Below are 25,559 nucleotides of genomic sequence, written 5' to 3'. Positions count from 1 at the left end.
AAGGCTAAAGACCGCGGCCTGACCCAGTTGGCCTTCCGCATATTCGCGCCTGTATGCCTCCGAGAGCAGATGACTATGCGCCGGCAAGATCGCGGAGCTTGAAAGCAAGCATGGCCCCAACAAGCAAAGACCCGACGCTGTTGGCGGCGACGATAACCAAGTCCGTTTTCAATAGGCCGTAGAACACCCAGAGCAGTAGCCCCGTCAGCAACGCTATAAGCATCTTCAGCGAAATGTCGTCAGTTGCGCCTCGGGGGAATGCCTTAATCACCTGGGGAACGTAAGAGAGGGAGGTTAAGGTCGCTGCTACGAGGCCAAGGACTGTCATCCAAGGTTCAGATGCCATCGCACTTCCTGACAACTATTCGCGTCCATTACGCCGCGTTTCTTTCATTACTTACGTATCGGCTTCTCATTCGCCCCGTGAGGCATGCTCTCACTGATGGTTTTCTTGCTCCCTTGAGACGTTGTCATAGTCAGTGTCACGACTAAGACAACGGCCATAGCAGCTATAATCCCGAACACGAGATGGATCGGCTGTTTCATTTCAAGGTCTTCCTATCGGGGACCAGTATTTCGTTCACACGATCCCAATGTGCCAGATAGCGCTGCCTGGCATTGCTGAAAGCTCTTGTACTTGCAATCGCCTGGGCCTGCTGAGGTCCGGAGGCAATACGAGTATCCGGCTGCCTGTCCAGTGGTACTGCGTTCCCGCTTACCTGCATTTTGCGCCGTCGCGCTCGACGCCATAAGCGCTAAGCAAACTCCTGCTGTCAGAATTTTCATGACCAACCTCTTTCGTTGTCCTGCCTCCTTCTCAACATCGATCCTTGCGCGGTGTTCCAGAACCAAAAACTCGTCCCGAGCAGGGCCCCAGCAGGTCCCGATGGGAACTCGGTGAACTAAGCGCGAATGAGAATGGAAATGATCAATAGGACCAATTCTTAGAAAAGGGCAGAAAGCCCCCGCTCCGGCTAATGGCCGTCGCCGCACAACTCTCATAACAACTCGAAGTGATGGCCTGCGCGTGAAGACGTACTCAGCTGTACCATTCTCACCTGCGTAACGGCCGCCCGGAATCAAAGCCAGAGGGGGTATCATCTCAAGGATGCCTCGTATCCAGCGGCTTAATCCGGCCGGTGCCAGTTTGATTGCCTTATTCGTTTTGCGGTATAACGCATCGGATCTTGCAGTGAACTCCCGTTTCCAGAAAGTGGAGGTCTACCTTCCCATCGAACCCCGCAAGAACCGAATGAATCAGCTTAGACCCAAAACCATCGTTTGTAGGGGTCTTCACAAGGGGGCCGTCTGTCTCGTCCCAAGTTATGTGCAGGACATTATGATCTGTGGTCCACGATACGTTTAGTACGCCCTTACCTAGGGCGAATGCGCCGTACTTGGCAGCATTGGTAGCAAGCTCATGAAACAGGAGAGCCATTGCAACGGCCAGCTTGGGGGGTAGCGCCACCGCGTTGCCCGACAGGGTGTACCGAACATGGCCATAAGGTTCTAGCTCAGCAACTAGGATTTCCTTTAAATCACAGCTGAGGTTATCTGCCTTCGCTATCAGATCGTCGGTAAGTGACAACGCGCGAATTCGGCCATCCAGGGTCGCCCAGGCATCGGGATGCTGGCGAAGAGTATGTCGGGCAACAGCATGGATCGTTGCCAGTTTGTTTTTTAGTCGGTGCTGCAACTCTTCAACGACCAGCTTGCGATATTTTTCCTCGGCGATAAGGCGTGTGGTGATCTCATGGTTTTGCTTCGCCATCGAGCGGTAATGCTCGATGCCCCAGATCACAATGCTGCTGATGGTAGTATAAATGGCTAAGAGGGGCAGCGTGGCGGCGTGCGATGAAGGGCCGAAGTCGAGAACGAACCCGAGTACGGCTCCTATGAAAGCAGTTATTGCACCAGGTCGAACGCCAGCAAACATTGTGACCAGGATGGTCGCTGGAACGTAGGGGGAAAAAGGTAGGTCGGGCCGGAGTTGTGAAATTCCTGCACGAATGCCGGTGCAGACGAGGAGGCAAAGAGCGCCAAATAAAATGACCAGATGCAGCGGAGCCGTCCCGCCGCGCCATGCTGATCGAAAATCTCGCAAACTCGTCATGATGGGCAGCGCTACTTACGGTCTCGCGTAGCCAGCATGCGCTTGATGTGATCCAGTACGAGGCGATGATCATATGGCTTCGAAAGCGCCGGGCCATCTTCACACAGATCGCCCGCCTTTTGAGCGGCGGTTGCCATGGTGCCCGCAAGGATAACTCGCGTGCCAGGGTAATTCTGCCGAATCCAAGTGGCCAGAGAAAATCGCGCCTCGCCCGAGGTGTTCACATCGGCCAGCACAGCGTCAACTTGAGCAACGCCTTTGGCGAAAAACTCCCGCGCTTCGGCATCATTGACCGCTTCAATAACGCGATAACCACATTCGCGCAGATACTCAGCTAGTGGCTGCCGAACGAGGACATCGGATTCCACTATAAGAATGCAGTGTTTGTCAGATGGCTTCATTGGTTTCGTCTCAAGATTTCCAGAATGATCCTCTTAACCTCCTCAAAACGATACGGCTTGCGCACAAAGGGAGTTAATCCTCCAAGGCTTTCCTCGGGGACGTTGCCGGACGTGAGAATGAACGGGATGGCTGGATAGTCGGCACGAACCCTCCGAGCGAACTCAACCCCGTCCATTGAACCCGGCATCTGAACGTCAGAAAAGACAATATCCACTCGACCTCCTGATTTGACATAAAGCCATGCCTCGGTGGCATTCGCGGCTTCCACAACAGTCAAGCCAAAGGATCGAAGCTCGTCGGCAATGGCAAGTCGCACAACAAACTCATCCTCGACTACCAGGACGACGGTCGCATCGTCTTGATCTGCCGGAACCAAATCAGGTGTTTCCATTAGTTCCCCCAGTCCGCATCGGAAACGCCGGATCTAAGGTTTTGGTTCCCGCCTAGGCTGACTGCGCGATAATCATCCGGTGAGCAGCCCCTTGAAGCGATCTGATCTCTCCCATCTCAGCAGGCTTCGTGGGCGTTGAAGACGATCAACGCGATCCATTGGGAGACGACTGCGTACCGGCGCCTCACTTTTTCTCATCGTGCAAGAGCGCTTTCAGCAAGCTCTTCACCTGAGGTGACTTGATTGGGTCTGGCCGGTCACAGTGGAGGCATTGGTACGTGCGTTGTCCTTTACCGCCCGGCGGCAGCATCAACTTCACGGGCCGCCCGCACTTCGGACAAACGCGCTCGTTTATCGGCATCGAGGTCACCCTGCCAAGGATCGCTCTATCCTAATTCGTGCGCTGAATGAGAATCGAGTCCAATTTTTGGATTAGGCCGCGCCAAAAAAGCCCGCGCCGGGAAGCGGGGGCAAACCAGCGCGGGAGATGGGGGATATTCGTCCTACAGAACGATTTCAAAACCCCGGGTCGGCAAAGACGTTCCACATTTCGACTTAAGTATTCGGATAGTACAAAAGAAGAACTAAACCGAAAAAACAGGAACTTGGCAGGACGACGGGACTTGAGTCACAATTCAGTTGCGTTGCGTAACCGGAGTATCGCGTATGGCCCCCCGCGCCAATTGGAAGGGTTTCCTTCGTCTGTCCTTGGTGACCTGTCCCGTCGCTTTGTATCCCGCGACTTCCGATGCGGAGAAGGTCAGCTTCAACCAGATCAATAAGAACACCGGCCATCGCATCAAGTACAAGAAGGTGGATGCGGAAACCGGCGACGAAGTCGAGAACGACGACATCATCAAAGGCTATCCCGTCGATAAAGACACTTACATTGAAGTGAGCAAGGACGAACTAGAAAGCATCGCGCTCGAGTCCACTCGCACGATTGAGATTGACGAGTTCGTTCCAAAATCTGAAATCGACACCCGTTATCTCATCCGACCGTACTACTTGGTGCCTGACGGTAAGGTTGGGCACGACGCCTACGCGGTGATCCGCGAAACGATCCGCGACATGGGCAAGGTCGCGCTGGGCCGCGTCGTTCTAACAAGCCGCGAGCACATCATAGCCCTTGAGCCGATGGGCAAAGGGCTCATGGGAAGTCTGTTGCGCTATCCTTACGAGGTCCGCGATGAGAGGGAATATTTCGACGGTATTCAGGACGTGAAGGTCACCAAGGAAATGCTCGACTTGGCCCGCCACATCGTGAATCAAAAATCCGGTGAATTCGAGCCCGAGAAATTTGAGGATCACTACGAGTCAGCGCTCATCGAACTCATCAATAAGAAACGTGCCGGTAAGAGTATCAGCGCGCCGACCCAATCTCGCACGTCGGGCAACGTCATCGATCTCATGGACGCGTTGCGCAAGAGCCTCAAAGGCGAGCCAAAAGTAACCCCGGCCGCTAAGCCGAAGAAGGGCAAGAAGCGAGTCGCCGGTCAGAATGAAATGCTGCTGCCGATCTCTGGAAAGGGAGAAGCACGAACATCGGAGCGAAGCGCGGCTGTAGCGAAACCCGCACGATCGACCGCGCGCTCACGCAAGACCGGATAACCATGAAGTCGTCGCAAGACCTTAATGACCGTATGCGTCGCGAGCGAGACGACGGCCTTGTCGCGAAGCATTCACACCCCCGAGGAGGAAGCGAGGGCCAGGCAAAGGACTTCCTCAATAAGGACCCAAACCAGACTAACATGAGCAAAGTCGAGAGAGCTGGCGTGAGCGATGAGACACTCAAGCCTGGTGATCGCTGTCGGTTCACCGAAGTTGGCAAATCTCGGAGCCCAAAGCTTCGGGACAAGATTGGCACGGTGATCTTGTCCGCAACCAAATCAGGAAAAATCATTGTTCTGCTGGACGGCAACAAACACCCGACCACATACCATCGCAGCTACCTTGAGCGTTTGAGCTGAGCCGTCTTCGGTTTCGTGGCGGAGTCCGGAGGAGCCCTGTTGCGGTTACTTCGTCATTCGCCATGCTGACGGGCGACGCGGTGCTACGAATGGTCGAGCCATGATATCGGCTACAGCCGAAGGGAAATACGGACGCCGCTTTATGCTTTACGCTATAGTTCGTGGACGAGGAATGTATTTATAGAGCGTCGCATCCGATACGCCTAACTGCTCGGCGACTTCCTTGATCGTCAGGTGGCCGTCCCGAATAAGTGCTTTAGCAGCGACCATATCTTGATCGGACATGGCTTTTGGTCGACCGCCCCGTCGTCCTCTAGCCTTCGCTGCTGCTAGCCCTGCAACGGTCCGCTCGCGAATGATACTTCGCTCAAATTCTGTCAGTGCACCGAAGATATGGAAAACGAGACGCCCTGTTGGAGTCGTAGTGTCAATCGTTTCCGTTAGGGAGCGAAAGCCACATCCAAGTCTGTCTAGCGTCTCTACTGTGGAGATCAACTGCGTAATCGACCTCGCTAACCGATCAAGCTTCCAGACGACTAACGTGTCCCCTGATCGGAGGTAATCCAACGCTGCTTTTAGTTCCGAGCGATCGGCCTTTGCCCCGGACGCCGTCTCAACGAAAATTCTTGAAACACCTACTGAGCGCAGCGCATCAAGTTGCAGATCGGGAGCCTGGTCAATCGTTGACACCCGCGCGTATCCGATGAGGCTCATGTTTGGCTCCGAAAAACGTCCCCAATCATAACATCCGATAGGACTATTTTCCAGATAGTGTTTTAAGAGCAATTTCCATAGTGAAATTTCGACGATGGCCGACGGCCAGCCGTCTCTGAAAAACGAACGTTAGAAAGACATGGTGGGTGTCTAACTTTCTCAACGATCGCAATCATAACCGACCGACAGCGTTCAGAACGAGAAGTGGATAACGCCATCGCCTTCTAACGCAAAGGCCCCTTCACCGGAGGCTTCGTTGTGGTGTAAGTAGTCAGCAGGAATGCGAGGCTTGATGACTATCTCAGGTACAATTGTGGTGTGCTTGGCCTTGCTCCTGCTTGGTGTAAGCGGTTACGTGATTTGGCGGTTTGACCCCACCCGCCTATACGACCATCTCGCACGCACGATGGTACAGATGGCGATTGCGGTTGCTACCGTATTCGTCGCGTTCACGATCTTCGATAAACAGCTGCATCAGCGAAATACCGAGGAGCAGCAACGTGAGCACCTAATTGTCTCATCTTATCTGCGCTCGAAGATTCTGGAAGCTCAGACGAATTACACGTCTAAAGGCTCTCCGCTCATCGGTGCTGTGGATATCAAGTGCGACATCAACTTGGACAGCTGCGTCAACGATCCCGCACAACTTGACGAAACTGCATCCGCGATGACTCGCTGGGTCCAACCTCAGCACTGGGACACCATTGATCAAGCCCTGGTAGCCGACAAGGCCGAGGTTTGGCAGCTGATGCGATCGGCTCCGCTAGTGGAGTTGAAGTATTTCAATCGTATCATCGCGGCAATCGAAATGCTGGAGAATGAGGCCAGACCTCTCCGTTGGACTTTAAAACGTTGGCAAGCTGCAGGATCAAAAGAGCTGGCTAGGGCTCGGCGAGCTGACCTCATCGTTGATTATGTTTCGTTGGTTCAGCAGCAGTCGCGCGGTATTCTCGCGACAGTCCGTACGGTTTGTATTTTCAACGATTTGTTGAAGCAGATCGAAAAGGGAGTTGCGACGTCGAATTATGACGACAAGAACGCGTCTTGCTCGCCAGAAAGCACGCCATTCGATGATTTTTTTCAGGAATGGCAATCAGGTCGAGAGCGCACTTTTAAGGAACGTCGAGACGACTTAGAGCGCGCATTAGGCGCCGGTACCAGTGCCGCTTCGCATCGTCATTCCAAGTAATGCGGTTACTACCATTTGCACAGCTTGGTTGATGGGCAACCACCGCTCATAACGCCGCCTATCGCGGCGGCATACCTTGAAGCGGCGGCAGCCGCCGTTAAACTGTCACGGCTTGCCAACCGATCAAAATGTCGCGCGCAAAATGCGACGCGTGGAAGGCGATCGATATCGTATACTATAAATAGGTGGTCATATGATGAAGTTCTTAATCGTTGCCATTGCTACCCTCACAGGCGCCACTTGGGTAGGAGCCGAGACCATCGATGTCAAATATTGCGGTCAGCTCGATCTGAATCTATTTGCCTGCACCGACATTACCCGCAGCAGCTTCATCAAGCGGGCCTGTTACGACAAGGTGCAGCAGTTCGTGGTGGTTCAGCTCAATGCCACCTACTATCCGTATTGTGAGATGCCGGCGGGCATTTACGCAAACTTTCTTGCCGCTGATTCAATGGGCAGGTTCTACAATGCCAACATCAAGAGTACAGGCAGCAACGGCCCGTATGACTGCCGCACGCATCGCAAGCCGACGTATTAAAGGCACCCTACGGTTCTTCCACCCGGGCTCCAGCGCACTTAGGCACAGGGTATTGCATCATAATGCATGCAGTACTTCCCGCTTCTCGAATGTTCTGTCGCTGCGATAGAAGCTATCATAAGTCTTATCATCGCCGTAGAACACTGAGAAAAGCGCGTACTCGTTGGTGTCCTTGAACCAAATCCCGTGCACCGACTCCGCGACGTCGTAGACCCGGTAAACGGCAATCTCTCCATTCTCAAACAGTTGCTCACTGTCCTGGAGCTGGAAGTCTGACAGCTGGGCTTGCCGCGCCGCATGGAAAAGCTTCACGGCAAGTTTCAAGCGCTCTTTGAAATTTCCATCCTTTATCTGGCGAATATACCCGGCGAGGTGATCCAGTTCCTTTTTAGAGAGCATCGGCATTTCATAACGCCATTCATCCGACGCGGCGCGTTGCAGGGAATGGAATTTCACTAAGTTCGTGAAGTGCTCTTCGATGTCGTCTTCATCGTATCGCTTGAGCGTCTGAGCATAGACCACATACGGCCGGGTGCTGACGAAATCGAAGTTCTCATACATCGGGTATCGTTCGGTGAGGATTAGCAGCTGGGCATCCCGTACGGTTTTGTCCGCAGTGAAAAGCTTCTCCTGCTCTTCCAGTGCCCGGTTATAAATGAAGTAATACCGCTCCGGGTTGAGCTGGACGAGATAGTTGGAGAGTTCGCGAACATAGGCTTGAATGAGGTTGCTGCGGTCCACCGCTGACGCGCGCGCAGAAACGGTAGGTACTTGCGAGCTGGATTCTTTTTTCCCCGGCGGCCGCAATCCAAATCCGATGAGGGCACCCACTCCCAGCAATAAAAAGCTTGTCCAATCCATCCTCAATCCTCATCGTGCAGCAAACGGCCCTCATCTTGGAAGGCCTTATCCGTGCGGTAATAGCTTTCGAAAAAGTCGTCACCGTTCCCGGCGAAGAAGCCGTATAGGCCGTACTCATTCAAATCTTTAAAATAAAATCCGACGCGCGATTCCGCAAAGTGTTCAACATGATAGGCAATCATGTGCGCGTTCTCGAAAATCACTTCTCCATTCCGATGGCGCCTAAAGCCCCGGTCACGCTCCAGCCAGTTAATTTCCCGCATCCCGGTCTTGATGTTCTTGTACAGGCTGTTGTCTCGCTTTAGGCGATCAGATGCCGCCTCCGCGCGTTCACTGCCTTTTTCCTCCCGCTGATTCCACCAGACGAGAAAGACCGCCCCTACCATGAGCAGCGCGATTGTAGACCATTCCATGATGCTTCCCCTGGACGCAACCTTATCCTAGCGGGTATGGGTCGGGAACTCACCAGAACTAGGACTTTTTCCCTGCGGCCGAAAATGATGAAATGAGTCCATGCCTAAGGTGATTCAGCAGTTTCTGTTCAAGCTCAAGGGCGATGCCGAAGAGCCCGCAGCAAAACTCCGATGCGATCAGGGAAAACTCATGAACGAAATCTACGTGGAGGACGCTCAGTTGTTCGATATTGCCGACGCCATCGCGGCAATCGAGCCATGCGCATTTTGCCGGCCGCGTGACCCGCGATCAATTCCTGATCGCGCTAGGCGAGCATGGCGATATTCGGCCCGCGTCGATCTTGCTATCGCTAGTGCGCGACGGCTGTCCACGCTTCAATCGCGAGCCGATACACCATTCCACCAATCACGCCCGCATGTTTTGCTTCATCGTATTCCGGCTGTCTCCCGAGAAGATTCCACAGCAACCACAGACCCACGGTCGCTTCCATTTGCTCCGGCGGGATTTTCCCGACAAACTTCACGCAGTCTTCCAGCGCGGCTTGCCCCTGTTTAACCTCATCTCTCAGCGCGGAAATGAGGGGCGATCCATAGATCGCGTACTGGTCACTATCACTGCCTTTTAGATGCGCCATAACCGCGTAAATGCCTGCCACAATTGCTAACGTATCCCAAGCTTTTGAAGAAACATGCTTCGGAAGAGTTCCGTCATTAAGCAAAGGAATGAAGCTCGCAATCACGAAGCTCTTCGTAAGCGCAATCGTATCCGCAGCTCTTTTATCTGGCGATTTGTGTCGCCCAAACATGCTGGATGATTCCTATTCCTCGTCGCGCATCGACTCGTAATACCCTTCGGCATCAGGGTCATGTTCTAGCTCGGGCTCTGCATACTCTGGCTCAATCACGTCGGCGCCATTTGCATAATAGTCCTCAAGTGTGAGAAAGGCGTTTCCAACATCGTTCAGCGTCACGTTGATCTTGTGAGCTTCAACCTCTTCATATCCGGAGCGCTCCGGTATGTCGTCGATGTATTCATACGACAACCAGGGCCAGACATTGGCCATGTATTCGCCGATGCTATGTGTCGGGTACCAAGCACCAATGACGTGATCTGGCTCTCCGCCGTCGATGTTAGCCGAGTTGAAGTACACGCTTACGTCCCGCATACCGAGACTTTTATTTACCCATTCGTCGATAGAGAAGTACACCTCTTCTTTCGAGGCAAATTGCCGTATCAGCGGTAGATCGAGTGTCAGCCGAAGCTTGCGAAGTGCCGTTATATCGGAGACGCCCCTTTCCAGTCCTTCGCGCGCTGTAGCATTCAGTATCTGGTCGGACGGAATCTCAATCGACCAGCGATCCTTCTTGCTGTACTTGATCAGGCTTTCCTCGACACGCTGCCAGAGAGTCAGCCCTGTTTCAGGATCATGCAGGATTATCGCCACCGGCAAAGAATGGTTTCGCCAGTAACGGAGGTGCCGCCCTTCGCCGTAAAAGACGAAGTTATCGCCCCGCTTGCGAAAGAAAGACTTGCCGCTCTTGATTTGAAGCGCCAAGAGTCGGCCAAGGGGCCCGTCACGGTCTGTCACCTCTACGTGGGCATCGATCCCCCAGTCGGAAATGGTTTGCTCCCGGAAAATCCACTTCAACTCCCTGATAAAAATGCCCTCTACGGCGTTTACACCGTCCCTATCCGTCTGCTTCATGAGGCTTCTCAATGCTGAGATTTAGGCCGTGGTGATAGCCACCGAAAATTGCGTCATGATTCCTCACGCCGAAAGGCGGATGTAAATCAATGAGAAGATAGAGAAATGGTCGCATTAATTGCAGTAGCAGCATTGCATGTCGGTACTGCCAACATGAACTTCAGCGAGGGCGGGCGAATCTTGACACGAACGGTTTCTTTCAAAGAAATCCGGATATGGTTCAGAACGCTAGCTCAATTGACCAAGAGCTCGATAGCAAAGCCCCCCCGCCGGGGCCTATTTCGTACGTTATTGTCGGGCCAACGCTTTTTGATAGTCAGACATGAAGTAGTCGACCGCGAACTTCACCATGTGCTCGTTGGCGACATTGTCGTATTCCTCGCGAAGTTTGCGGGAGCCCTCCGGTGTGGACAGGCTTAGTTTTTCGTTTGGGTCTCGGGGCGGCTTGCGAGCATCCGCCAGATTGTGCATCTGGGATCTACAGCTGTTCTTCACTAAGGTCAGCATATTCGACGCGGGAATACCAAACAGTCTGACACCGGCCGTATACATGCAAAGGTTGAGCGCATCCATCTCCGCTTCACCTGGAGCTATGGCTTTCTGGCCAAATGCGGGGCCGGCACAGGCTAAAATACAGATTAGCAATATCGCCTTCCTCATTATCTTTCCTTCAACAAAAAGCGCCCGAAGGCGCTCATGTTAATCGAGGGCGATGGCGAGGACAAACGGCCAAGAGACCTGGCGCCCTCTCCTCGTCACTGTTGCCGGACACGGTGACTGGTCCTAACCCGATGTGCTAGATCGGCTAGCCTATTTCGAGTAAATATCCCTGGGCCGCCCGACTTCGGACTTCCCCGTGCATTGTGGTGCATGGACGAGGACCGACACTATGCGTGGGCTATAAAAGACTGCCGGTATAGTCGTCCAGTTAAGTTGTAGCGGCCTTACTTTTATCAAGCACCTCTCGAAGCGAACGTCCGGCAAATTCTTGCCTCACGCGACCAGCAGCTACCTTTTGTCGAGCTATTTCTAACCAAACCACGATAACCACGAAGATTTGCCACCACTCAAGCGCCTTCTCCGCACCTCGTTTCTTGCCTGCGTTTACGAGGCACTCTTCCCGCAAGAATTCGGGCAACAAATTGTAAAGCTTCAGCCGTTCGCTGTCGCTAAATTGAAATTCCAAGCGATGCGCCACAGTATTCCGCATATCATTTATGGTTCTAACAGGCTTCGACCACAAATCCGGCAGCAAACCTAGCGCGATACAGAGGTCTAACTTTGCGGGGAAGTTCATGCGCCGCAGTTCGATCGCCTCGGGGTTAGGACAGGCATCTAATAATGTTTGGATAAGGACATGTTCTAGATAAAGGTGCGCTTTCAAAACCGTCGTAATGATATCGCCAGACCTCATATCCTTATCAAATTTGGTGTAGTCAAAGCAAAATTGCTCGCACTTCTCGATCTGGCGCTTTTGCTCCGCCTCCAATTCGCTAGACATCCCCATCCGAACCACCGAAAAAATGCGCTGCTTATTGCTTGGGAGACGGCGGTGCCTGTCCTTGGGTGACGACAGGCTTCGCGTTCATCGGCGCAGGTGGCGCTGGCCGTGTTTTGATTTGCGAAGTCCCGTTCTGCCCCTCTGCCCGCATGACTTTGCCGTCCAATGCCATGGGTGCGCGCGTACTATCGCCCATTGTTGCGGTTCCCTGATGGTGGTGTTGCAGGCGGTGTGCTTGCTGGCTTCGGATTCATGGGGGCTGGTGCGGCAGGTCTCGTTTGGATCTGCGACGTGCCAGGATTGTGCCCGCCTTTGACGACATACCCTTCCGTCAGAGGTCGAACAGTCGGCCTATCGTTCGGCTTATTTGTCATCACCCTCTCCGATTGTTGCCCTATACGGGAACTCAATATCGATATTCTCAGCCTTACGCGCAAGGTACACCCTCGCAGTTTCCATAATCAGATTCCCGTCAAAATCGAACACGTTTACATCGCGTAAGACGATTTCCCGCTGCTTCTCACTTTCCGAGAATGCTTCAACCCAGCCCGCATACGCGAGCTTCTTATCGAAGTCGCGAAGATGCACGTATTCAACCTCCGCTCTGCGGGAGTTGAACATGAACTCCCAGATGTCCTCGTCGCCGTAGCGCTTTGTGGCGCCAATCTTCTGAAGTAAGCGAGTGACGAGTTTGTAATTTGTGACGTAAAGCCACAGGATCGAACAGATAACCGCAACCAATGAAGCGAGGACGATTTCACGGAAAGTGGAGATGTCAAGAAACGCCTCCTCTTTCTTCAGTTGAGGCATCTTCAAGCCGAGGTCGCCGAAGAAGCAGCCAAGGACCCACGCCACGCCATAGAGGACGCCGTAGGACGCCAAGCCAAAAACGAACGAGCGACGGATAACGTCCCACTGCTCTTTCGGGTGTTCGCGGCCGTATGCGCAATCCACCCGCTCCCAGATGATGCCGGGAATAAAAATGATCACGAGCTGAAAAAAGAAAATATCCATATAGCCGCTCCCGGCAGACGGTTACTGGATAAGGTTCCAGTTCGGAAATCAAGCCCACTGCGGACTTTTGCCGGTGATTAAACCGCCCGTCGGCCGGCTTTAAGCAGTCGTCACATCTTCGGCGGCTGGAAACGTTTCCCGAGGTCGATACCGATTACAGTTAAGTCGACCACGCTAGGAAACAGAGAACAATTGAAGCAAACCGTCGTGTCGATCTAAGCGGCAAATGGGAGCAGTTTTGCACCACCGACATTGTACTACGCGCAGCAGAGGATTTGGATACGGTTTGGAAGCAAATGTTTGAGGCATCCGGCCTCGGTCACTTCGAGACTATGACCCACGGCGAAGGCACCGTTTCGTACATCGAGGATGTTGAAACAAGTGATCTTGTCGCAGGCAAAAAAGAGGGCGAGCGTTGATTGACCAAGCCAAAGGCCTTCAACCAGGTGGTAGAAAATCCCCCTGAAGTCATCTGTGGTGCGAGCCAGCGGAAAAGCACCACCGCTTACTTTCTTTAACTCTTCGGTATGTGATCGCGGCAATCGACATTATACTTGGTCGTCCTCAGCAACCACTTGTTGGAGGACTACATGACATCACTGAAATCACTGAACTTCACGACGCTGCCGAAAGCGGACTCTAACCCGACTGCCGATCGTCGTTTGCGTACAATCGCGCGCCTGGAGGAGCAGAAGCTTTTGCTCAGGGACGCCAACTTCGTCCGCAAGGTTCGCTCCTTTGCCAAGAAGGATGGGGTTCGAACATCGATCGAAAGTGATCAACGCGTTCTGCCTTGGTGGCGTAAGAACATCGATGGCTCTTACCTCTTCTCAATCAAGTCAGGCTCAAAATCGATTGAGTTCGAGAAAGGAAAGGCCGCGATTTCAGTTCCCTCGCTCGATAAGCTCCCGACCGTGATCGATACTTTGATTGCGGCAACGCGCTCTGGCGAACTTGATACACAGTTGGCGCAGGTATCGCGAACGCCACCGACACGCAAGAAGGTAAGTTAGCTGATTCAACGTTCGGGGGCGAGGAGACTCGCTCCCCGAACCCACCGCGAGAGTCGGCAAGATGCTCTTCTTCAACTTCTATGAATGCCCGTGCGGCACGAAATGGACCGATGAATGGTCCGCGACCTGCGACGATAGGTGCCCAACCTGTGATACTAGTTGCTCACCGGTGAGCAGCGAGGTCATCAGGAATGACTTCAGCTCCCCGGAAACCGATGCGCCTCCCCTGCGTTGATGGCACCGGGTGTCAACCGGCCATAATGAGATCATGGATGCATTTTGCCGGTTTCTGCCCGCGACAGCAGCGCATTTGGGAGCGGCCGCATTGGACCACTAGCTTTGTTTTGAGCTGACCAAGCTCTAAAACTGGAGCCATCCGTGCGTGCCGAAGGAAACAGCGAGAAGCTGCTGGCTTCGTCAAAAAGAGGCTTACGAGTACGCCAGTCGGCCGAGAGCCAGAAGAACGCACAGGAAGGTCGCGATCTTCGGAATGAGAGAGGGATCGAGGATAGCGAGCAGCCGAACCTGGCACGGGTCTGAGGCGAGAAAAAGCCTAGGATAGCCGGGGCCTCTTTTTAGGCAGTACACGTCCGTCCTTGTTTCACATCCTGCCGAGCAGAAGAAGAACAATTAGAATCAAGATAACCAGGCCAAGTCCGCCTCCGCCGTAATAACCCGTTCCGTAGAAGTTGCCGCCGCCGACTCCACTGAATCCGCCAAGCAATGCGTGGAAATTTCAAAGTTGCGGATAGGAGACGCGCGGCAATTCGCTTGGGGACGAAAAGCTGCCGCGCGTCCTACAGGCCATCCATGTCCTAATGGCCCGTACCCATCACACCTAATTCCTTGCGAACGGCGGCCGCCGAATTTCCAACCTTCTCAACTGCTTTTTCGAGTTGCTCTCGACTTACTCCAAGGTGCTTTGTCCAGTGTCGCACCTCGTGGTCCTCGCTCAGGTTGATTTTGCTGCGGTCCTGCTGTCCCCTGATCGCCAGATTGTCCATGCTCGAATTTCTCCAAGGCTTCGATGAGGCCGTAATCAACCCAGTTGATCGCACCGCTCGTTAGACCTTTTTCCGCATTGCGGAATCTTGGTCGATCGCAAGCTGTCAGTAACTGGCCGTCACCTCACGGTGTTGCTGCGTTGTTCGGGCGTCATGACTTCGATAACCCAAAAATTCTTCAAAGCCGTTCTAGTTCCAATGCTTGCTCCGGCCTTGGAAACTGATACGTTCCCCAGATTGTTTTTTTATTGAGTGCGCGTCATGTATTTGGATTTGGAAGCGTCGCGCGAACGCCTTGTTCGCGATCTCGAACATTTCAATGCTCAGCTAAAAACCGTCCGTACTGAATATGAACGCGAACGTCTTGAGACGACAATTCGCGGCACAGAAATGATGCTGGCTGCCGTCTACAAGCAAATCCCACAGGCCGCAGAGTAACTCAGCGAAAGTCGTACGGACTTTTAGCCTTCATTCGCTTCGCGTGTCGGCCTTTATACCAGCGCATCCAGTGAATTCCTCTGCCGACATCTCGAAAGTCGAACGGTTCGCCTTCGAATGCAGTCATGAACTTTTCTGCGTCTGGCTTCTCTTTGAAGGAGAACACGGCGTAAGTCTCGCCTTCGTATTGGAAGTAGTGATTGTGTTTGGCGATCTGCCGGCCAAAGAAACTGTCCACTTCGTCTATCAATGCTTCATAAAAGTCGGATCGGATTGCTACGGAATGGTCGCCGCCCTCTGGCTCTTCCCAATGCATTTCAATCTATCCCGCTCAGCGGAAAGCTCATCCACCCGATTTTCCATTCGCTCTAGTAGCTGACGCGCTGACTGCGAACAGATCCCGGCATGTTCAAGTCGTCGGATGTCGGATCTCTGCGCGCGTATCTGCACCCGGAGGCGAGCAATCTCCGATCTCACGAATTCCAGCTTCATGACTTCACTAGAACAAATACAGAACACCCCTTCAAGCCGCTAGATTTAGCGGGTCCCACCGCCGACGATACAAGGAACACCTTCGCCGTCGTTACGTTTGCGTCCCATGAGCGATTCGACTGATTATCTGATGGCGCATGCACGCAGCACCCTGATGGAAGCGCGAAAGCTTCCGCCCGGTCCAACCAAGATAAAGCTGCGACACATCGGAGGCGTGTATCACCTGTTAGCAAAGCAAGGTGCGTACTCGAACCTCTCATTCATTGATGACTATCGCCTCGCTAGAAAGGCAGAGGATCAACTCCGAAACAATCCGCATCTCTATCTTGTGTGAGACCCGCAACCACCGCATTTACCTCTATACAGAAATCGCCGCTTCGATCGCTTCCAGCTCTATTTCCAACGCGAGCCATGCTGATGATCGCGGCAATTCCGCCGCACGTTCGACCCGCCGCTTCTCACGAAGACGACTGACGAGCTTTCTAAGCCTGCAAACGAAGAGCTTCTCGCTCTCGTCGTAAGCCATCAACCACCGATCGGCTCGTCGAAGTTCGAAGATATCTCGAATCGACGGGCGAGCAAGATAAACGCCGGTATCTAGTTCGATTGAGTTCAAACCCGCATCCGGCCAGCCGACCGTTCCACCGAACATACGCCCATCTTGATCGCGATACTTTGGTCCAGGTCGGCACCACAACGGCAGTTTCGCGTAGGCCAAAGCCCACCGCCGATCAAGCTTTGCAATTTCTGAATGAAGATATTCGCGACGTTGTATCAGCCGAATTCGTTCGGGATCATCTATCGTAAGGGCATCGATTGCTGGCAACGCGGCAGGCGCAACCAATGAGGCCGCGATGAAAGTTCTGCGCGTCGGATGAGATGGCATCTGCGTCTCCTGATCGGACGCAAACCCCTATCCGTATTTTCCGGGCGGAATGTCAACGTAAGATTGCGAGCCTTCTATCGAACAGATTTACCCACGAGAGCTCGTCGCCTTTCCAGAGCCTACCGGCTAAATAATGGGCTTTTTAATGGGCGAATTTCACCGGTGAAATCACCACCCAAAATTCCAGTATGTGATCGCGCCAAATCATCATACGTAAAGCGTGAGCGCACCGTCACGTCGGTATTTTTTGTTATGCAAGCCGAGTTGAAGCGGCGGCGCTTATATATAGAAGTGACCACCGTCACATCGACGCTTCTAACTCGCCATGTTTCGCACTCTGGACGATGATTGTGCTCGCCAGATGCGCTGAGAAGCGCCACCAACCTACACAGCGCCAGCGATGCTGACGTTTGATGGCTGGTGACTGCTTATACGATGTAGCGGTTCAAAGCGTCGCACGAAACTATCGTGATGCGCTTCTTATCATGACCCAAAACAAACAATAACAAGAGGTCATAATTTTGAATAACTTCATCAATCCAGATGCTATCGCCTACGTAATCAAGTCGATCTATCGTGATCATGTCGGTTCAAAAGAAGCAGCGTTGAATCAAGCTATCGTCGATAACGTGTTCGCGGTCACGATGAAGTTTGATTCAGTCGTCTTTGATCCGAGCGAGTCAAAGAAAGATCCTGCGAATTACCTGACCAAGTATCGTGATTGGTTCACGCGACTGGTTATCGAAGCATGCGGCAACAACATCGGACGTAAGCGTTATCAACAGCCGCTCAGCGTTTCGTATGTCGACTTTCCAGGCTCAAAGGGAATGATGTCTGCGAAGGAAGCGGCAAACTTTCTGAAGTTCGGTTTGCTTCACGTTCATGCGGTTGTCGCGTTACGTCCGGAGGGTCAAGCCTTTCGAAGGCCCCTGCTCGTCGCGGGATCAGCGCATCAGCTTCGTCGCTTTGGGGAAGTCAAAGTCGAGGCGTACGATCCAGGCAGGGGCTCGCTTGAGAAGATGATCCAGTACTGCAGCAAGGGTGCAGCACTCATCGGCTCGCAGCATCTCAGCGACTGTTATGAGTTGCTTCCGCGATAGCGCATGCTGTCCACGATTGACCATCTCTGTCCGTGCCGATCCACAAAATTTGTTTGGGCAGAGATTGGGGCAGATTTTCTAAGACTGCTATTTCTACTGTGAAATCAGATACTTATCTTGGGATATGGCGGAGAGGGAGGGATTCGAACCCCCGATAGGCTTGCACCTATGCCGCATTTCGAGTGCGGTGCATTCGACCACTCTGCCACCTCTCCAGGTACCAAAACGGCGGTTTCCGCCGGGTCGCGGGGCGAGTTCTATGCGAGGATGCCGGTCCAGACAAGGCGCTGTCTGCTTTTTCAGGCTTGAGAATGGGAGACGGCCATGCCGAAGGTCCGGCTTCCGGTCTCATCCCTGCTCACGCCATCCGGATTCCGACGCGCCGCCACGATGGCGCTACCGTGTCAGCCTGCTTCAAATCCCCGCCGAGCGAGCCTCACCCTTTCTTCTTTTCCTTCGGATTTCGCATGGTGAAGCGAGCGTTGCCGAGGCCCGTGCCGATAGTGAGGATTCCCCATCGTTTGTAGTCCTGCATGAAAGGAATTTCGCTCAGGCCCTGCACCACACCGTCGTTATGCATCAGAATTGCGGTGTCGTGATCGCCGATGCTGGGGATCGCCTCGATCAGGCTGGCTGGCAGGTTGAACTTGCTGCTCTCCCAATTGCCCGGCAGGTTTTGCGCGCCCTTCTCGATGGACCCGTCCGCATTGATCGCACCGGGACACGAGACGCCGATAAAGGGCGCCAGTTTCAGGCCCTCATTATCGGCCTCTTTCAGCAATTCTTTCAGCATTCCGGCCAGCTTTTTCACCGCTCCCTCACGGGTCGGCTCATCATCGGCATGACGCCAGAGTTCGGACTTCCAGACCGACGCCTTCGACAGATCCGGCGTTTTTTTCTGGCGGGTTTCGACCACGCCGCACCGGATGTTGGTACCGCCGATATCAACCGCAAGAAGGCTATCGTGGCCCTCGAAAATCCATGACGGAGCAAGGTGCGCGCAGCCGATCAGCGCCGCTTCATCAGGATGAAAGCGGATCGGGATCAGGCTCACCTTCGCGCCCTCCGCCTTGAGAATGATGTCGGCGCGCGCGATCGACAGTTCGCCGATCCGGCTTTGCCGGAAGCCGCCGCCAACGATGATCGCCTCGGTCTTGTCCCAGGCTTTGGTTTTTAGGAAGCGCCCCGTGACGTAAGCCAGTTCCTGCGCAAATTCCTCGATGGCGCTATGCACCAGCGCGGCCGCCTCGGCGTCATCGCCGCCGAGAATCTCGTCGAGTTGCTTTTTGCTGATATCTTCGGAGGCCTTGCCGCCGAACGGATCGCCGCCGTTCTTCTTCAAGGGCTTACGCCATTTGTCGAGGATGTCCTGAAACGCCCCCTTGCTGGCGCGGTCACCCAGAAATCCATCCTCGTCCTTGAGTTCGATATTGTAGCTGTCGATGTCCACGGACGGCAGGCGCGCCGCCCCATGTTTACCAATGCCGGCGGTCGTCAGCGTGTCTTCAGCCATATCCGGAAGCCCCTTAACTGTTGCGAGGTATAACCACCGGGGAACCGGATTGTTTCGGGGTCGGGTTGCCGCAGCGCTCGCGGAGGCCCAAAACACCGGAAAATCGAGCCGAATAGCTCAGAAAAGGCCCATTTTCGGGCTGCTTTTTCTTGACTCGTGGTCTTCTGAGGCTATAACACCCGCAACCCGGCGCGGGATTTCTCGCGCCGTTTGTTTTTGTGCAACCGGCCGGACCGCTCCGATACGAGAGCAGCCCCGATCGCGCAGAGATTTCGCGATGATCACATGATGATCGCGGTGAACCCATAGCGACTGAATAAGAAGCCGGGCCGGATTTCATCCGAGCATCGGAATCGAACACGAAGGAAAAAAACGATGTTCGCAGTCATCAAAACCGGCGGCCGGCAGTTCCGTGTCGTTCCGGATGATGTGCTCGAGATTGGCAAGATCGCCGGCGATGTCGGAACGATCGTGCAACTTGGCGAAGTAATGGTGGTGGGCGGCGATACGCCGGTTCTCGGAGCTCCGTTCGTTAGCGGCGCATCCGTGGCGGCCGAAGTGCTCGACCACAAGCGCGGCCCGAAGGTGATTTCCTTCAAGAAGCGCCGCCGCAAGAATTCGAAGCGCAAGCGCGGCTATCGCGATGAAATCACGGTGATCCGCGTCACCGAGATTCTGACCGACGGCAAGGCCCCGAGCGTCGGCCCGCGCCCGAAGAAGGAAAAGAAGGTCGAAGCACCATCCGCCGAGGGTGATGCTCCCGCCAAGGCTGCGAAGAAGGCTCCGGCCAAAAAGGCAGCTCCGAAAGCTGCCGCAAAGGCCCCCGCCAAGAAGGCAGCACCGAAGGCAAAGAGCGACAAAGAGTGAAATGATTCCGTCAAGGAATCGGTCTATACACTAGACACAAGTTTGGAGACGGAGCGATGGCTCACAAAAAAGCAGGCGGTTCTTCGCGCAACGGACGCGACTCAGCTGGCAAGCGCCTTGGCGTCAAGGCGTTCGGCGGCGAGCACGTGATTCCGGGCAACATCATTGCCCGTCAGCGCGGCACGACCTGGCATCCCGGCCTTAACGTGGGCATGGGCACGGACCATACCCTTTTCGCCAAGATCGAAGGCAAGGTCGAATTCCGCGCCAAAGCCAACGGCCGCACTTTCGTCTCGGTTATTCCGATGGCGGAAGCGGCTGAATAAACGGTAGACACATCGCGTCTGCCGGGTCTCGTTGAACCGGCAGAGCGCCAGAAGGCTCGAAAGGGGAGACGGGTAAACCGGCCTCCCCTTTTCGTTTGCGCCCGTTGGGGACGGGCACATGAAGGAGCCTTGTCATGTTGCTGGAAAAGCCAACGCCCATCTTGCTGGAATCAAGAGCCGTCGTCCTCGAGACCGATCGGCTGGTGTTGCGTCAGCCGACGCTCGCGGACGTAAAAGCCATTGCGCATGTCGTCGGTGACAAGCGTGTGGCCGTTAATTTGCGCCGCGTGCCGCATCCCTACTCGCTGGACGATGCCATCAGCTTCGTGAACACCGTCGCAGGCACTGTCGATACCGTTTTCCTTGTCGAGCGCGAGCGTACCGCGATCGGGCTTGTCGGCGTGAGTTGGGAAGACGAGAACGCGCCGGAACTGGGTTACTGTTTTGGCGTCGATCACTGGGGCAAGGGCTTTGCCACGGAAGCCGCGCGCGCCGTGATCGATTACGCCTTCGAGGAATTTGCCATCGACGAACTGCTGGCTGGCGCGCGCGTGCTGAACCCGGCCTCGCGTCACGTGCTGGAGAAGTGCGGCTTCCAGTGGACCGGCGTCGAACTGCACCGCTTCCTGGCGCTCGGATCTTCGACACCGGTCGATCGCTTCAAGCTCGAGCGCGCCGTGTGGTCGTCGATCAAGAACTGGCACAACTCAACGCGGCGGTGAGCCGACAAGGCATGATCCTCTCCGGAGCGCCGGGAGGATCATGCACTAAACCGCCGTGGGCGGATTGGGCTCAGGCTCGCGATGCATGACCGCGCGCTCGCGCAGGAAGATATAGATCCCTGCACAGGCGACGATGGTCGCCCCTATTATGGTGTTCAACGATGGCACGTCACCGAACACCAGAAATCCAAGCACAACCGCCCATACGATCATCGTGTACTGAAACGGCGCCACAACACTGGCCGGCGCCAGGATCAGCGACCGATTGAGGCAGAGCACGGCAACAACATTCACTGTGCCACTGATCAATAGCAGGACAACGATCAGCCATGTCGGCGGAAGGAAGATGAACGCCGATACGATTCCGCCAAAGACAAACGAGCCCACAACCTGGGTCACGGCGAGAAAGAAGCTCGACGTACCGCGCACGTAACGCGTGACGATCATGAATACAGACTGGCACAGACAGCCGGCCAGCGCGATCAAGGCCGGCCACGAAACGGCTGCGCCAGTGGGGCGCAGCGCGATGATGACCCCCACAAATCCCACGACAACGGCGGTCCAGCGCCGCCAGCCGACCTGCTCGCGCAGAAAAATCGCGGAGAATGCCGTGACGAAAATCGGCGCTGCCAGATAGCAGGTGGTGGCATCCGCCAGCGGGATATACTTGATCGCCGTGAAGAACAGCATGCCGTCGGCGACGGACATCGCCATGCGCAGCACCTGCAAGCCGGGCCGCGGCACGTGGCGTACGGCCGCGAAATTGTCGCGTGCGAGAAATGGCATCAGCGTCGCGATGGCGGCAAATCCGCGTATGAAGAAGAGCTGCGCCGGCGGATACGTCGCAACCATCACCTTGCTGAAGACATTCACCAGAGAAAATATCGTTATGGCCGCGAGCATGAACAAAATGCCCGCCAGCGTGGATGATCGCGGCGCGGCCCCTCGCAGGCTTTGCAATGAAAAGCTCATCCGGGCGGAGGCACCACGACCGGCTCCTCGCGAACGAGGTCGCGTTCGCGCAGGAAAATATAGAGCCCGGCCAGGATGATGACCGCAGCACCCACCAGCATCGCGATGGAGGGCACATCGCCGAACACGACGTAGCCGAAGATCACGGCCCAAATGATCATCGTGTACTGGTAGGGGACGACCACGCTTGCGGGAGCGAGCTTGAGCGAGCGGTTGACGCCGAGCGCGGCCACAATGGAAATGCAGCCCGCCAATGCGAAAAGACTGAGATCCGGCAGGCTCGGCGTGATCCAGCCAAACGGCGCCACGATCACGCCGAACAGAAGCGTTCCGCAGAACTGCGCCGTTGTCAGCACGACATTGGGCGTGCCGCGCAGCGAACGCGTGATGATCATGAGCGCTGCGAAGGATGAACTGCCCGCCAGCGCAATCATCGCCGGCCAGCTGAACGCCTGCGTGGACGGACGCAGCGCGATGACGACGCCAATGAAGCCAACGACGATGGCGCTCCAGCGCCGCCAGCCGACCTTCTCGCCGAGGAAGATCGCGGAGGCAGCGGTCACAAAGATCGGCGCCGCAAGATAGTAGGTGATGACATCCGCAAGCGGCAGATAGACCGACGCGGCGAAAAACGCCGCAACCTCCAGTGTCGAAAGCGCCACCCGGATGACTTGCAGTCCGGGCCTCTGAATGGTCCGGAAGGCGTTGCGGTGGCGCCAGATCACCGGCGACAGCAGCACGAGACTCGCTACCGCACGCAGCAGCAGAAGCTGGCCGACTGAATAGGTCGCGACAATGAACTTGCCGATGGCGTCGCCGAACGAAAACATCCAGACCGCCAGCAGCATCAGCGCGATGCCCGCGAGCGCGGCCGAGCGGTTGCCGGCGTCTGACGAGATTTTCGCGAACATGCTGCGTCGCCGGGCGTGATTGGGACCAAAATGCGGCTGGACGGGTTGTTTAGGAGGCCGGGACGTTTACGGCAACCGCCGCAAATGCAGCCTTTGGTGCGATATTACGCATGAATCGGTTGCCGCTCGCGCACCCATGGCGCATACATTGCCGCATATCCCGGGACGCGATTGGACGCGGCAAACCGGGCCTTTTGCAGATTACGGCGCAATGGAAAAACGATGAAATTTCTCGACGAAGCCAAGGTCTACATCCGCTCCGGCGACGGCGGAAACGGCTGCGTGGCATTTCGTCGCGAGAAGTTCATCGAGTTCGGCGGCCCATCGGGCGGCAACGGCGGACGCGGCGGCGACGTCATCGTCGAGGTCGCCGACGGCCTTAATACGCTGATCGACTATCGTTACCAGCAGCACTTCAAGGCGCCGAAGGGCGTGAATGGCATGGGCTCGGACCGCCATGGCGCCAACGGCAAGAACATCGTGATGAAGGTGCCGCTCGGCACACAGATCTTCGACGAGGACCGCGAGACGCTGATCCATGACTTCACCGAGGTCGGCGAGACGTTCGTACTGGCGAAGGGCGGCAATGGCGGTTTCGGCAACGCGCATTTCAAGACCTCGACGAACCGTGCGCCGCGCAATGCCAATCCCGGCCTGCCGGGCGAGGAGCGCTGGATCTGGCTGCGGCTGAAACTGATCGCGGACGCCGGTCTGGTCGGATTGCCCAACGCCGGTAAATCCACGTTTCTCTCCGTCGTCAGCGCGGCGAAGCCGAAGATCGCAGACTATCCGTTCACCACCCTGCATCCGCAGCTGGGCGTCGTCGGCATCGACGGGCGCGAATTCGTGCTGGCCGACATTCCGGGACTGATCGAGGGCGCGCATGAAGGTGCCGGCCTCGGCGACAGATTCCTCGGTCACGTCGAGCGCTGCCGTGTGCTGCTGCATCTGGTGGATGCGACATCGGAACATGCGGGCAAAGAGTACAAGACCGTGCGCACGGAACTGGAAGCGTATGACGCGAATCTCGCCGACAAGATCGAGATCGTTGCGCTGAGCAAGATTGATGCGGTCACGCCTGAGCATCTCAAGGACCAGAAGGCGCGGCTGAAGCGGGCGGCTAAGAAGACGCCGCTGCTGCTCTCGAGCGTGTCGCGCGAAGGCGTGCCGGAAGCATTGCGCGCGCTGTTGTCCGTGATCGGCGAAGCGCCGGTATCGGCGAAAGCGAAGAAGGCGACTGAGAGCCCGGCGGACCCGGAGCCGGAGCAGCCGTCAGGCTGGACACCGCTCGGCCGCTGACGCTCTCATTCGCAATTCAACTTAAGCCCATCACACGCTGATTTTCCGATGTCGAATCCCGAACTCAAGAATTTTCGCCGCATCGTCGTCAAGGTCGGATCGTCGCTGCTGATCGATTCCAGCGCCGGCGAAGTCCGCGCGTCATGGCTGGCCGCGCTCGCCGCCGACATCTCCAAGCTGCATCAGGCCGGCAAGGATGTGCTGGTCGTCTCGTCGGGGTCGATCGCGCTCGGGCGGAGCCGCCTGAAGCTGCCGAGCGGCCTGCTCAAGCTTGAGGAAAGCCAGGCCGCCGCGGCCGTCGGCCAGATCGAACTCGCGCGCATCTGGTCCGGCGTGCTCGGCCATTACGGCATTGGCGCCGGACAGATTCTGGTCACGTTGCAGGACACCGAGGAGCGGCGGCGTTATCTCAATGCGCGCTCGACCATCTCGAAACTTCTCGAGTGGCGCGCGGTGCCTGTGATCAACGAGAACGACACCGTCGCCACCAACGAAATCCGTTATGGCGACAACGACCGTCTCGCCGCACGCGTCGCCACCATGACCAGCGCAGATCTTCTCATCCTGCTCTCGGACATCGACGGTCTCTACACTGCGCCGCCCTCGGCCAATCCGAACGCGAAACTGATTCCTGTCGTCGAATCCGTCACTGCCGATATCGAGGCGATGGCCGGCGCGGCCGAGTCCGAACTGTCGCGCGGCGGCATGCGTACCAAGATCGAGGCCGCGAAGATCGCAACCTCCGCCGGCACGCACATGCTGATCGCATCGGGCAAGATCGAGCATCCGTTGCAGGCCATCGCCGACGGCGGGCCATGCACGTGGTTTCTCACCCCGGCCAATCCCGTCACCGCGCGCAAGCGCTGGATCGCCGGTTCGCTCGAGCCGAAGGGAACGCTCACCATCGACGCTGGGGCCGTCGCGGCACTCCGCGCCGGCAAGAGCCTGCTGCCGGCCGGCGTGATCCGGGTCGAAGGGCAGTTCGCACGCGGCGACGCCGTGGTGGTGCGCGGCCCCGATACCCATGAGATCGGCCGCGGCCTGATCGCCTACGACGCTGAGGATGCAGACAGGATCAAGGGCCGCTCGTCCTCGGACGCAGCACAAATCCTCGGCATCAGCGGGCGTGCGGAAATGATCCATCGCGACGACCTCGTGGTTGGCGGCCCGCGCGGCACCGACAGCGCCAAGTAACGACGCTCGG

The 25,559-nt window shown here is 55.8% G+C and carries 33 protein-coding genes and 1 tRNA gene; 13 read left to right on the top strand and 21 right to left on the bottom strand.

The annotated features are described in order from the left end of the window. Positions 1 to 73: 73 nt before the first annotated feature. From ACP7AL_RS06525 to ACP7AL_RS06505, 5 genes are all read right to left on the bottom strand, one after another. Positions 74 to 346 carry a SemiSWEET family sugar transporter gene (locus ACP7AL_RS06525; protein WP_425989931.1) on the bottom strand — a complete coding sequence of 91 codons (273 nt, stop codon included), beginning with the start codon at positions 344 to 346 and terminating at the stop codon, positions 74 to 76. Between the two features lie 212 nt (positions 347 to 558). After that, positions 559 to 750: a DUF3551 domain-containing protein gene (locus tag ACP7AL_RS06520; protein ID WP_425990042.1), complete on the bottom strand. Its 192-nt coding sequence runs from the start codon at positions 748 to 750 to the stop codon at positions 559 to 561. 406 nt (positions 751 to 1,156) lie between these two features. Further along, positions 1,157 to 2,113: a sensor histidine kinase gene (locus ACP7AL_RS06515; RefSeq protein ID WP_425989929.1), complete on the bottom strand. Its 957-nt coding sequence runs from the start codon at positions 2,111 to 2,113 to the stop codon at positions 1,157 to 1,159. 11 nt (positions 2,114 to 2,124) lie between these two features. Further along, entirely contained in the window at positions 2,125 to 2,514 is a 390-nt protein-coding gene (locus ACP7AL_RS06510; protein WP_425989927.1) for a response regulator, read from the bottom strand. Then, a complete protein-coding gene (locus ACP7AL_RS06505; protein ID WP_425989925.1) occupies positions 2,511 to 2,906 on the bottom strand; it encodes a response regulator in 396 nt (131 codons plus the stop codon). Before ACP7AL_RS06505 ends, ACP7AL_RS06510 begins: the two co-directional genes overlap by 4 nt. A gap of 666 nt (positions 2,907 to 3,572) precedes the next feature. On the opposite strand from ACP7AL_RS06505, the gene ACP7AL_RS06500 reads away from it, so the two are divergent. Both ACP7AL_RS06500 and ACP7AL_RS06495 read left to right on the top strand, forming a co-directional pair. Further along, the gene (locus tag ACP7AL_RS06500) at positions 3,573 to 4,517 is read left to right on the top strand and encodes a Ku protein (RefSeq protein WP_425989923.1); all 945 of its coding nucleotides are present in this window, start codon (positions 3,573 to 3,575) and stop codon (positions 4,515 to 4,517) included. A gap of 140 nt (positions 4,518 to 4,657) precedes the next feature. Continuing rightward, positions 4,658 to 4,876, top strand: a complete 219-nt coding sequence (locus ACP7AL_RS06495; protein WP_425989921.1) for a hypothetical protein — start codon at positions 4,658 to 4,660, stop codon at positions 4,874 to 4,876. A 147-nt stretch (positions 4,877 to 5,023) separates the two neighbouring features. On the opposite strand, the gene ACP7AL_RS06490 is transcribed toward ACP7AL_RS06495, so the two are convergent. Beyond that, entirely contained in the window at positions 5,024 to 5,590 is a 567-nt protein-coding gene (locus tag ACP7AL_RS06490; protein ID WP_425989919.1) for a recombinase family protein, read from the bottom strand. A gap of 292 nt (positions 5,591 to 5,882) precedes the next feature. Between ACP7AL_RS06490 and ACP7AL_RS06485 the strand changes: the two genes are divergently transcribed. Together ACP7AL_RS06485 and ACP7AL_RS06480 are read left to right on the top strand one after the other, a co-directional pair. Then, positions 5,883 to 6,779, top strand: a complete 897-nt coding sequence (locus tag ACP7AL_RS06485; RefSeq protein ID WP_425989917.1) for a hypothetical protein — start codon at positions 5,883 to 5,885, stop codon at positions 6,777 to 6,779. Positions 6,780 to 6,972: 193 nt separating this feature from the next. Further along, positions 6,973 to 7,317, top strand: a complete 345-nt coding sequence (locus ACP7AL_RS06480) for a KTSC domain-containing protein (RefSeq protein WP_425989915.1) — start codon at positions 6,973 to 6,975, stop codon at positions 7,315 to 7,317. Positions 7,318 to 7,374: 57 nt separating this feature from the next. On the opposite strand, the gene ACP7AL_RS06475 is transcribed toward ACP7AL_RS06480, so the two are convergent. The 7 genes from ACP7AL_RS06475 to ACP7AL_RS06445 all read right to left on the bottom strand — a co-directional run bounded on the left by ACP7AL_RS06475 (position 7,375) and on the right by ACP7AL_RS06445 (position 12,812). Continuing rightward, positions 7,375 to 8,178 carry a hypothetical protein gene (locus ACP7AL_RS06475; RefSeq protein ID WP_425989913.1) on the bottom strand — a complete coding sequence of 268 codons (804 nt, stop codon included), beginning with the start codon at positions 8,176 to 8,178 and terminating at the stop codon, positions 7,375 to 7,377. Positions 8,179 to 8,180: 2 nt separating this feature from the next. After that, positions 8,181 to 8,591 carry a hypothetical protein gene (locus ACP7AL_RS06470; RefSeq protein ID WP_425989911.1) on the bottom strand — a complete coding sequence of 137 codons (411 nt, stop codon included), beginning with the start codon at positions 8,589 to 8,591 and terminating at the stop codon, positions 8,181 to 8,183. Between the two features lie 350 nt (positions 8,592 to 8,941). Continuing rightward, positions 8,942 to 9,397: a hypothetical protein gene (locus tag ACP7AL_RS06465; RefSeq protein ID WP_425989909.1), complete on the bottom strand. Its 456-nt coding sequence runs from the start codon at positions 9,395 to 9,397 to the stop codon at positions 8,942 to 8,944. Between the two features lie 12 nt (positions 9,398 to 9,409). Then, positions 9,410 to 10,297, bottom strand: a complete 888-nt coding sequence (locus ACP7AL_RS06460) for a DUF4365 domain-containing protein (protein ID WP_425989907.1) — start codon at positions 10,295 to 10,297, stop codon at positions 9,410 to 9,412. 288 nt (positions 10,298 to 10,585) lie between these two features. Next, the gene (locus tag ACP7AL_RS06455; RefSeq protein ID WP_425989905.1) at positions 10,586 to 10,957 is read right to left on the bottom strand and encodes a hypothetical protein; all 372 of its coding nucleotides are present in this window, start codon (positions 10,955 to 10,957) and stop codon (positions 10,586 to 10,588) included. A gap of 268 nt (positions 10,958 to 11,225) precedes the next feature. Further along, on the bottom strand, positions 11,226 to 11,798 hold the full coding sequence (locus ACP7AL_RS06450) for a hypothetical protein (RefSeq protein WP_425989903.1): 573 nt from the start codon (positions 11,796 to 11,798) through the stop codon (positions 11,226 to 11,228). A 363-nt stretch (positions 11,799 to 12,161) separates the two neighbouring features. After that, positions 12,162 to 12,812 carry a hypothetical protein gene (locus ACP7AL_RS06445; protein WP_425989901.1) on the bottom strand — a complete coding sequence of 217 codons (651 nt, stop codon included), beginning with the start codon at positions 12,810 to 12,812 and terminating at the stop codon, positions 12,162 to 12,164. A 296-nt stretch (positions 12,813 to 13,108) separates the two neighbouring features. On the opposite strand from ACP7AL_RS06445, the gene ACP7AL_RS06440 reads away from it, so the two are divergent. Next, complete coding sequence (locus ACP7AL_RS06440; RefSeq protein WP_425989899.1) at positions 13,109 to 13,231, top strand: hypothetical protein; 123 nt, start codon at positions 13,109 to 13,111, stop codon at positions 13,229 to 13,231. 171 nt (positions 13,232 to 13,402) lie between these two features. Next, positions 13,403 to 13,825 carry a DUF6641 family protein gene (locus ACP7AL_RS06435; RefSeq protein WP_425989897.1) on the top strand — a complete coding sequence of 141 codons (423 nt, stop codon included), beginning with the start codon at positions 13,403 to 13,405 and terminating at the stop codon, positions 13,823 to 13,825. Positions 13,826 to 14,426: 601 nt separating this feature from the next. On the opposite strand, the gene ACP7AL_RS06430 is transcribed toward ACP7AL_RS06435, so the two are convergent. Continuing rightward, positions 14,427 to 14,549 carry a DUF3309 family protein gene (locus ACP7AL_RS06430; RefSeq protein ID WP_425989895.1) on the bottom strand — a complete coding sequence of 41 codons (123 nt, stop codon included), beginning with the start codon at positions 14,547 to 14,549 and terminating at the stop codon, positions 14,427 to 14,429. 91 nt (positions 14,550 to 14,640) lie between these two features. Continuing rightward, positions 14,641 to 14,829 carry a DUF3606 domain-containing protein gene (locus ACP7AL_RS06425; protein WP_425989893.1) on the bottom strand — a complete coding sequence of 63 codons (189 nt, stop codon included), beginning with the start codon at positions 14,827 to 14,829 and terminating at the stop codon, positions 14,641 to 14,643. A 261-nt stretch (positions 14,830 to 15,090) separates the two neighbouring features. On the opposite strand from ACP7AL_RS06425, the gene ACP7AL_RS06420 reads away from it, so the two are divergent. Further along, the gene (locus ACP7AL_RS06420) at positions 15,091 to 15,267 is read left to right on the top strand and encodes a hypothetical protein (protein ID WP_425989891.1); all 177 of its coding nucleotides are present in this window, start codon (positions 15,091 to 15,093) and stop codon (positions 15,265 to 15,267) included. A 1-nt stretch (position 15,268) separates the two neighbouring features. Here ACP7AL_RS06420 and ACP7AL_RS06415 read toward each other — a convergent pair whose 3' ends face one another. Beyond that, the gene (locus ACP7AL_RS06415; RefSeq protein ID WP_425989889.1) at positions 15,269 to 15,583 is read right to left on the bottom strand and encodes a hypothetical protein; all 315 of its coding nucleotides are present in this window, start codon (positions 15,581 to 15,583) and stop codon (positions 15,269 to 15,271) included. A 534-nt stretch (positions 15,584 to 16,117) separates the two neighbouring features. Then, on the bottom strand, positions 16,118 to 16,645 hold the full coding sequence (locus ACP7AL_RS06410; protein WP_425989887.1) for a hypothetical protein: 528 nt from the start codon (positions 16,643 to 16,645) through the stop codon (positions 16,118 to 16,120). Positions 16,646 to 17,166: 521 nt separating this feature from the next. On the opposite strand from ACP7AL_RS06410, the gene ACP7AL_RS06405 reads away from it, so the two are divergent. Then, positions 17,167 to 17,745: a hypothetical protein gene (locus tag ACP7AL_RS06405; RefSeq protein ID WP_425989885.1), complete on the top strand. Its 579-nt coding sequence runs from the start codon at positions 17,167 to 17,169 to the stop codon at positions 17,743 to 17,745. 125 nt (positions 17,746 to 17,870) lie between these two features. Here ACP7AL_RS06405 and ACP7AL_RS06400 read toward each other — a convergent pair. Further along, positions 17,871 to 17,960: transfer RNA gene (locus ACP7AL_RS06400), tRNA-Ser, on the bottom strand. Between the two features lie 221 nt (positions 17,961 to 18,181). Beyond that, positions 18,182 to 19,258, bottom strand: coding sequence for an ROK family protein (locus ACP7AL_RS06395; RefSeq protein WP_425989883.1), 1,077 nt, complete (start codon positions 19,256 to 19,258; stop codon positions 18,182 to 18,184). 375 nt (positions 19,259 to 19,633) lie between these two features. On the opposite strand from ACP7AL_RS06395, the gene rplU reads away from it, so the two are divergent. The 3 genes from rplU to ACP7AL_RS06380 all read left to right on the top strand — a co-directional run bounded on the left by rplU (position 19,634) and on the right by ACP7AL_RS06380 (position 21,173). Continuing rightward, complete coding sequence (rplU, locus tag ACP7AL_RS06390) at positions 19,634 to 20,125, top strand: 50S ribosomal protein L21 (RefSeq protein ID WP_006023190.1); 492 nt, start codon at positions 19,634 to 19,636, stop codon at positions 20,123 to 20,125. A gap of 56 nt (positions 20,126 to 20,181) precedes the next feature. Continuing rightward, positions 20,182 to 20,451: a 50S ribosomal protein L27 gene (gene rpmA / locus ACP7AL_RS06385; RefSeq protein ID WP_006023191.1), complete on the top strand. Its 270-nt coding sequence runs from the start codon at positions 20,182 to 20,184 to the stop codon at positions 20,449 to 20,451. Positions 20,452 to 20,585: 134 nt separating this feature from the next. Continuing rightward, the gene (locus ACP7AL_RS06380) at positions 20,586 to 21,173 is read left to right on the top strand and encodes a GNAT family N-acetyltransferase (protein WP_006023192.1); all 588 of its coding nucleotides are present in this window, start codon (positions 20,586 to 20,588) and stop codon (positions 21,171 to 21,173) included. Positions 21,174 to 21,218: 45 nt separating this feature from the next. Here the strand turns inward: ACP7AL_RS06380 and ACP7AL_RS06375 are convergent, their stop codons facing one another. Both ACP7AL_RS06375 and ACP7AL_RS06370 read right to left on the bottom strand, forming a co-directional pair. Further along, entirely contained in the window at positions 21,219 to 22,145 is a 927-nt protein-coding gene (locus ACP7AL_RS06375) for a DMT family transporter (RefSeq protein ID WP_425989880.1), read from the bottom strand. After that, positions 22,142 to 23,056 carry a DMT family transporter gene (locus ACP7AL_RS06370; RefSeq protein ID WP_425989878.1) on the bottom strand — a complete coding sequence of 305 codons (915 nt, stop codon included), beginning with the start codon at positions 23,054 to 23,056 and terminating at the stop codon, positions 22,142 to 22,144. The genes ACP7AL_RS06375 and ACP7AL_RS06370 overlap by 4 nt, the downstream gene beginning before the upstream one ends. A gap of 222 nt (positions 23,057 to 23,278) precedes the next feature. Here ACP7AL_RS06370 and obgE point away from each other — a divergent pair, with 222 nt between their 5' ends. Both obgE and proB read left to right on the top strand, forming a co-directional pair. After that, positions 23,279 to 24,355: a GTPase ObgE gene (obgE, locus tag ACP7AL_RS06365; RefSeq protein ID WP_006023195.1), complete on the top strand. Its 1,077-nt coding sequence runs from the start codon at positions 23,279 to 23,281 to the stop codon at positions 24,353 to 24,355. Between the two features lie 48 nt (positions 24,356 to 24,403). Further along, complete coding sequence (gene proB, locus ACP7AL_RS06360; RefSeq protein ID WP_006023196.1) at positions 24,404 to 25,549, top strand: glutamate 5-kinase; 1,146 nt, start codon at positions 24,404 to 24,406, stop codon at positions 25,547 to 25,549. Positions 25,550 to 25,559 lie beyond the last annotated feature (10 nt).

Source organism: Afipia sp. DC4300-2b1 (assembly GCF_049895725.1).
Classification (GTDB): Bacteria; Pseudomonadota; Alphaproteobacteria; order Rhizobiales; family Xanthobacteraceae; genus Afipia; species Afipia broomeae.
The sequence above is the reverse complement of the archived record's forward strand: the minus strand, read 5'-3'. Positions and strand labels throughout refer to the sequence as shown.

What these genes read in the sequence shown, in the direction of transcription:
- ACP7AL_RS06525 (WP_425989931.1), bottom strand. Translation starts at nt 346, where the DNA reads ATGGCATCTGAACCTTGGATGACAGTCCTTGGCCTCGTAGCAGCGACC.
- ACP7AL_RS06520 (WP_425990042.1), bottom strand. Translation starts at nt 750, where the DNA reads ATGGCGTCGAGCGCGACGGCGCAAAATGCAGGTAAGCGGGAACGCAGT.
- ACP7AL_RS06515 (WP_425989929.1), bottom strand. Translation starts at nt 2,113, where the DNA reads ATGACGAGTTTGCGAGATTTTCGATCAGCATGGCGCGGCGGGACGGCT.
- ACP7AL_RS06510 (WP_425989927.1), bottom strand. Translation starts at nt 2,514, where the DNA reads ATGAAGCCATCTGACAAACACTGCATTCTTATAGTGGAATCCGATGTC.
- ACP7AL_RS06505 (WP_425989925.1), bottom strand. Translation starts at nt 2,906, where the DNA reads ATGGAAACACCTGATTTGGTTCCGGCAGATCAAGACGATGCGACCGTC.
- ACP7AL_RS06500 (WP_425989923.1), top strand. Translation starts at nt 3,573, where the DNA reads ATGGCCCCCCGCGCCAATTGGAAGGGTTTCCTTCGTCTGTCCTTGGTG.
- ACP7AL_RS06495 (WP_425989921.1), top strand. Translation starts at nt 4,658, where the DNA reads ATGAGCAAAGTCGAGAGAGCTGGCGTGAGCGATGAGACACTCAAGCCT.
- ACP7AL_RS06490 (WP_425989919.1), bottom strand. Translation starts at nt 5,590, where the DNA reads ATGAGCCTCATCGGATACGCGCGGGTGTCAACGATTGACCAGGCTCCC.
- ACP7AL_RS06485 (WP_425989917.1), top strand. Translation starts at nt 5,883, where the DNA reads ATGACTATCTCAGGTACAATTGTGGTGTGCTTGGCCTTGCTCCTGCTT.
- ACP7AL_RS06480 (WP_425989915.1), top strand. Translation starts at nt 6,973, where the DNA reads ATGATGAAGTTCTTAATCGTTGCCATTGCTACCCTCACAGGCGCCACT.
- ACP7AL_RS06475 (WP_425989913.1), bottom strand. Translation starts at nt 8,178, where the DNA reads ATGGATTGGACAAGCTTTTTATTGCTGGGAGTGGGTGCCCTCATCGGA.
- ACP7AL_RS06470 (WP_425989911.1), bottom strand. Translation starts at nt 8,591, where the DNA reads ATGGAATGGTCTACAATCGCGCTGCTCATGGTAGGGGCGGTCTTTCTC.
- ACP7AL_RS06465 (WP_425989909.1), bottom strand. Translation starts at nt 9,397, where the DNA reads ATGTTTGGGCGACACAAATCGCCAGATAAAAGAGCTGCGGATACGATT.
- ACP7AL_RS06460 (WP_425989907.1), bottom strand. Translation starts at nt 10,297, where the DNA reads ATGAAGCAGACGGATAGGGACGGTGTAAACGCCGTAGAGGGCATTTTT.
- ACP7AL_RS06455 (WP_425989905.1), bottom strand. Translation starts at nt 10,957, where the DNA reads ATGAGGAAGGCGATATTGCTAATCTGTATTTTAGCCTGTGCCGGCCCC.
- ACP7AL_RS06450 (WP_425989903.1), bottom strand. Translation starts at nt 11,798, where the DNA reads ATGTCTAGCGAATTGGAGGCGGAGCAAAAGCGCCAGATCGAGAAGTGC.
- ACP7AL_RS06445 (WP_425989901.1), bottom strand. Translation starts at nt 12,812, where the DNA reads ATGGATATTTTCTTTTTTCAGCTCGTGATCATTTTTATTCCCGGCATC.
- ACP7AL_RS06440 (WP_425989899.1), top strand. Translation starts at nt 13,109, where the DNA reads ATGTTTGAGGCATCCGGCCTCGGTCACTTCGAGACTATGACCCACGGC.
- ACP7AL_RS06435 (WP_425989897.1), top strand. Translation starts at nt 13,403, where the DNA reads ATGACATCACTGAAATCACTGAACTTCACGACGCTGCCGAAAGCGGAC.
- ACP7AL_RS06425 (WP_425989893.1), bottom strand. Translation starts at nt 14,829, where the DNA reads ATGGACAATCTGGCGATCAGGGGACAGCAGGACCGCAGCAAAATCAAC.
- ACP7AL_RS06420 (WP_425989891.1), top strand. Translation starts at nt 15,091, where the DNA reads ATGTATTTGGATTTGGAAGCGTCGCGCGAACGCCTTGTTCGCGATCTC.
- ACP7AL_RS06415 (WP_425989889.1), bottom strand. Translation starts at nt 15,583, where the DNA reads ATGCATTGGGAAGAGCCAGAGGGCGGCGACCATTCCGTAGCAATCCGA.
- ACP7AL_RS06410 (WP_425989887.1), bottom strand. Translation starts at nt 16,645, where the DNA reads ATGCCATCTCATCCGACGCGCAGAACTTTCATCGCGGCCTCATTGGTT.
- ACP7AL_RS06395 (WP_425989883.1), bottom strand. Translation starts at nt 19,258, where the DNA reads ATGGCTGAAGACACGCTGACGACCGCCGGCATTGGTAAACATGGGGCG.
- rplU (WP_006023190.1), top strand. Translation starts at nt 19,634, where the DNA reads ATGTTCGCAGTCATCAAAACCGGCGGCCGGCAGTTCCGTGTCGTTCCG.
- rpmA (WP_006023191.1), top strand. Translation starts at nt 20,182, where the DNA reads ATGGCTCACAAAAAAGCAGGCGGTTCTTCGCGCAACGGACGCGACTCA.
- ACP7AL_RS06380 (WP_006023192.1), top strand. Translation starts at nt 20,586, where the DNA reads ATGTTGCTGGAAAAGCCAACGCCCATCTTGCTGGAATCAAGAGCCGTC.
- ACP7AL_RS06375 (WP_425989880.1), bottom strand. Translation starts at nt 22,145, where the DNA reads ATGAGCTTTTCATTGCAAAGCCTGCGAGGGGCCGCGCCGCGATCATCC.
- ACP7AL_RS06370 (WP_425989878.1), bottom strand. Translation starts at nt 23,056, where the DNA reads ATGTTCGCGAAAATCTCGTCAGACGCCGGCAACCGCTCGGCCGCGCTC.
- obgE (WP_006023195.1), top strand. Translation starts at nt 23,279, where the DNA reads ATGAAATTTCTCGACGAAGCCAAGGTCTACATCCGCTCCGGCGACGGC.
- proB (WP_006023196.1), top strand. Translation starts at nt 24,404, where the DNA reads ATGTCGAATCCCGAACTCAAGAATTTTCGCCGCATCGTCGTCAAGGTC.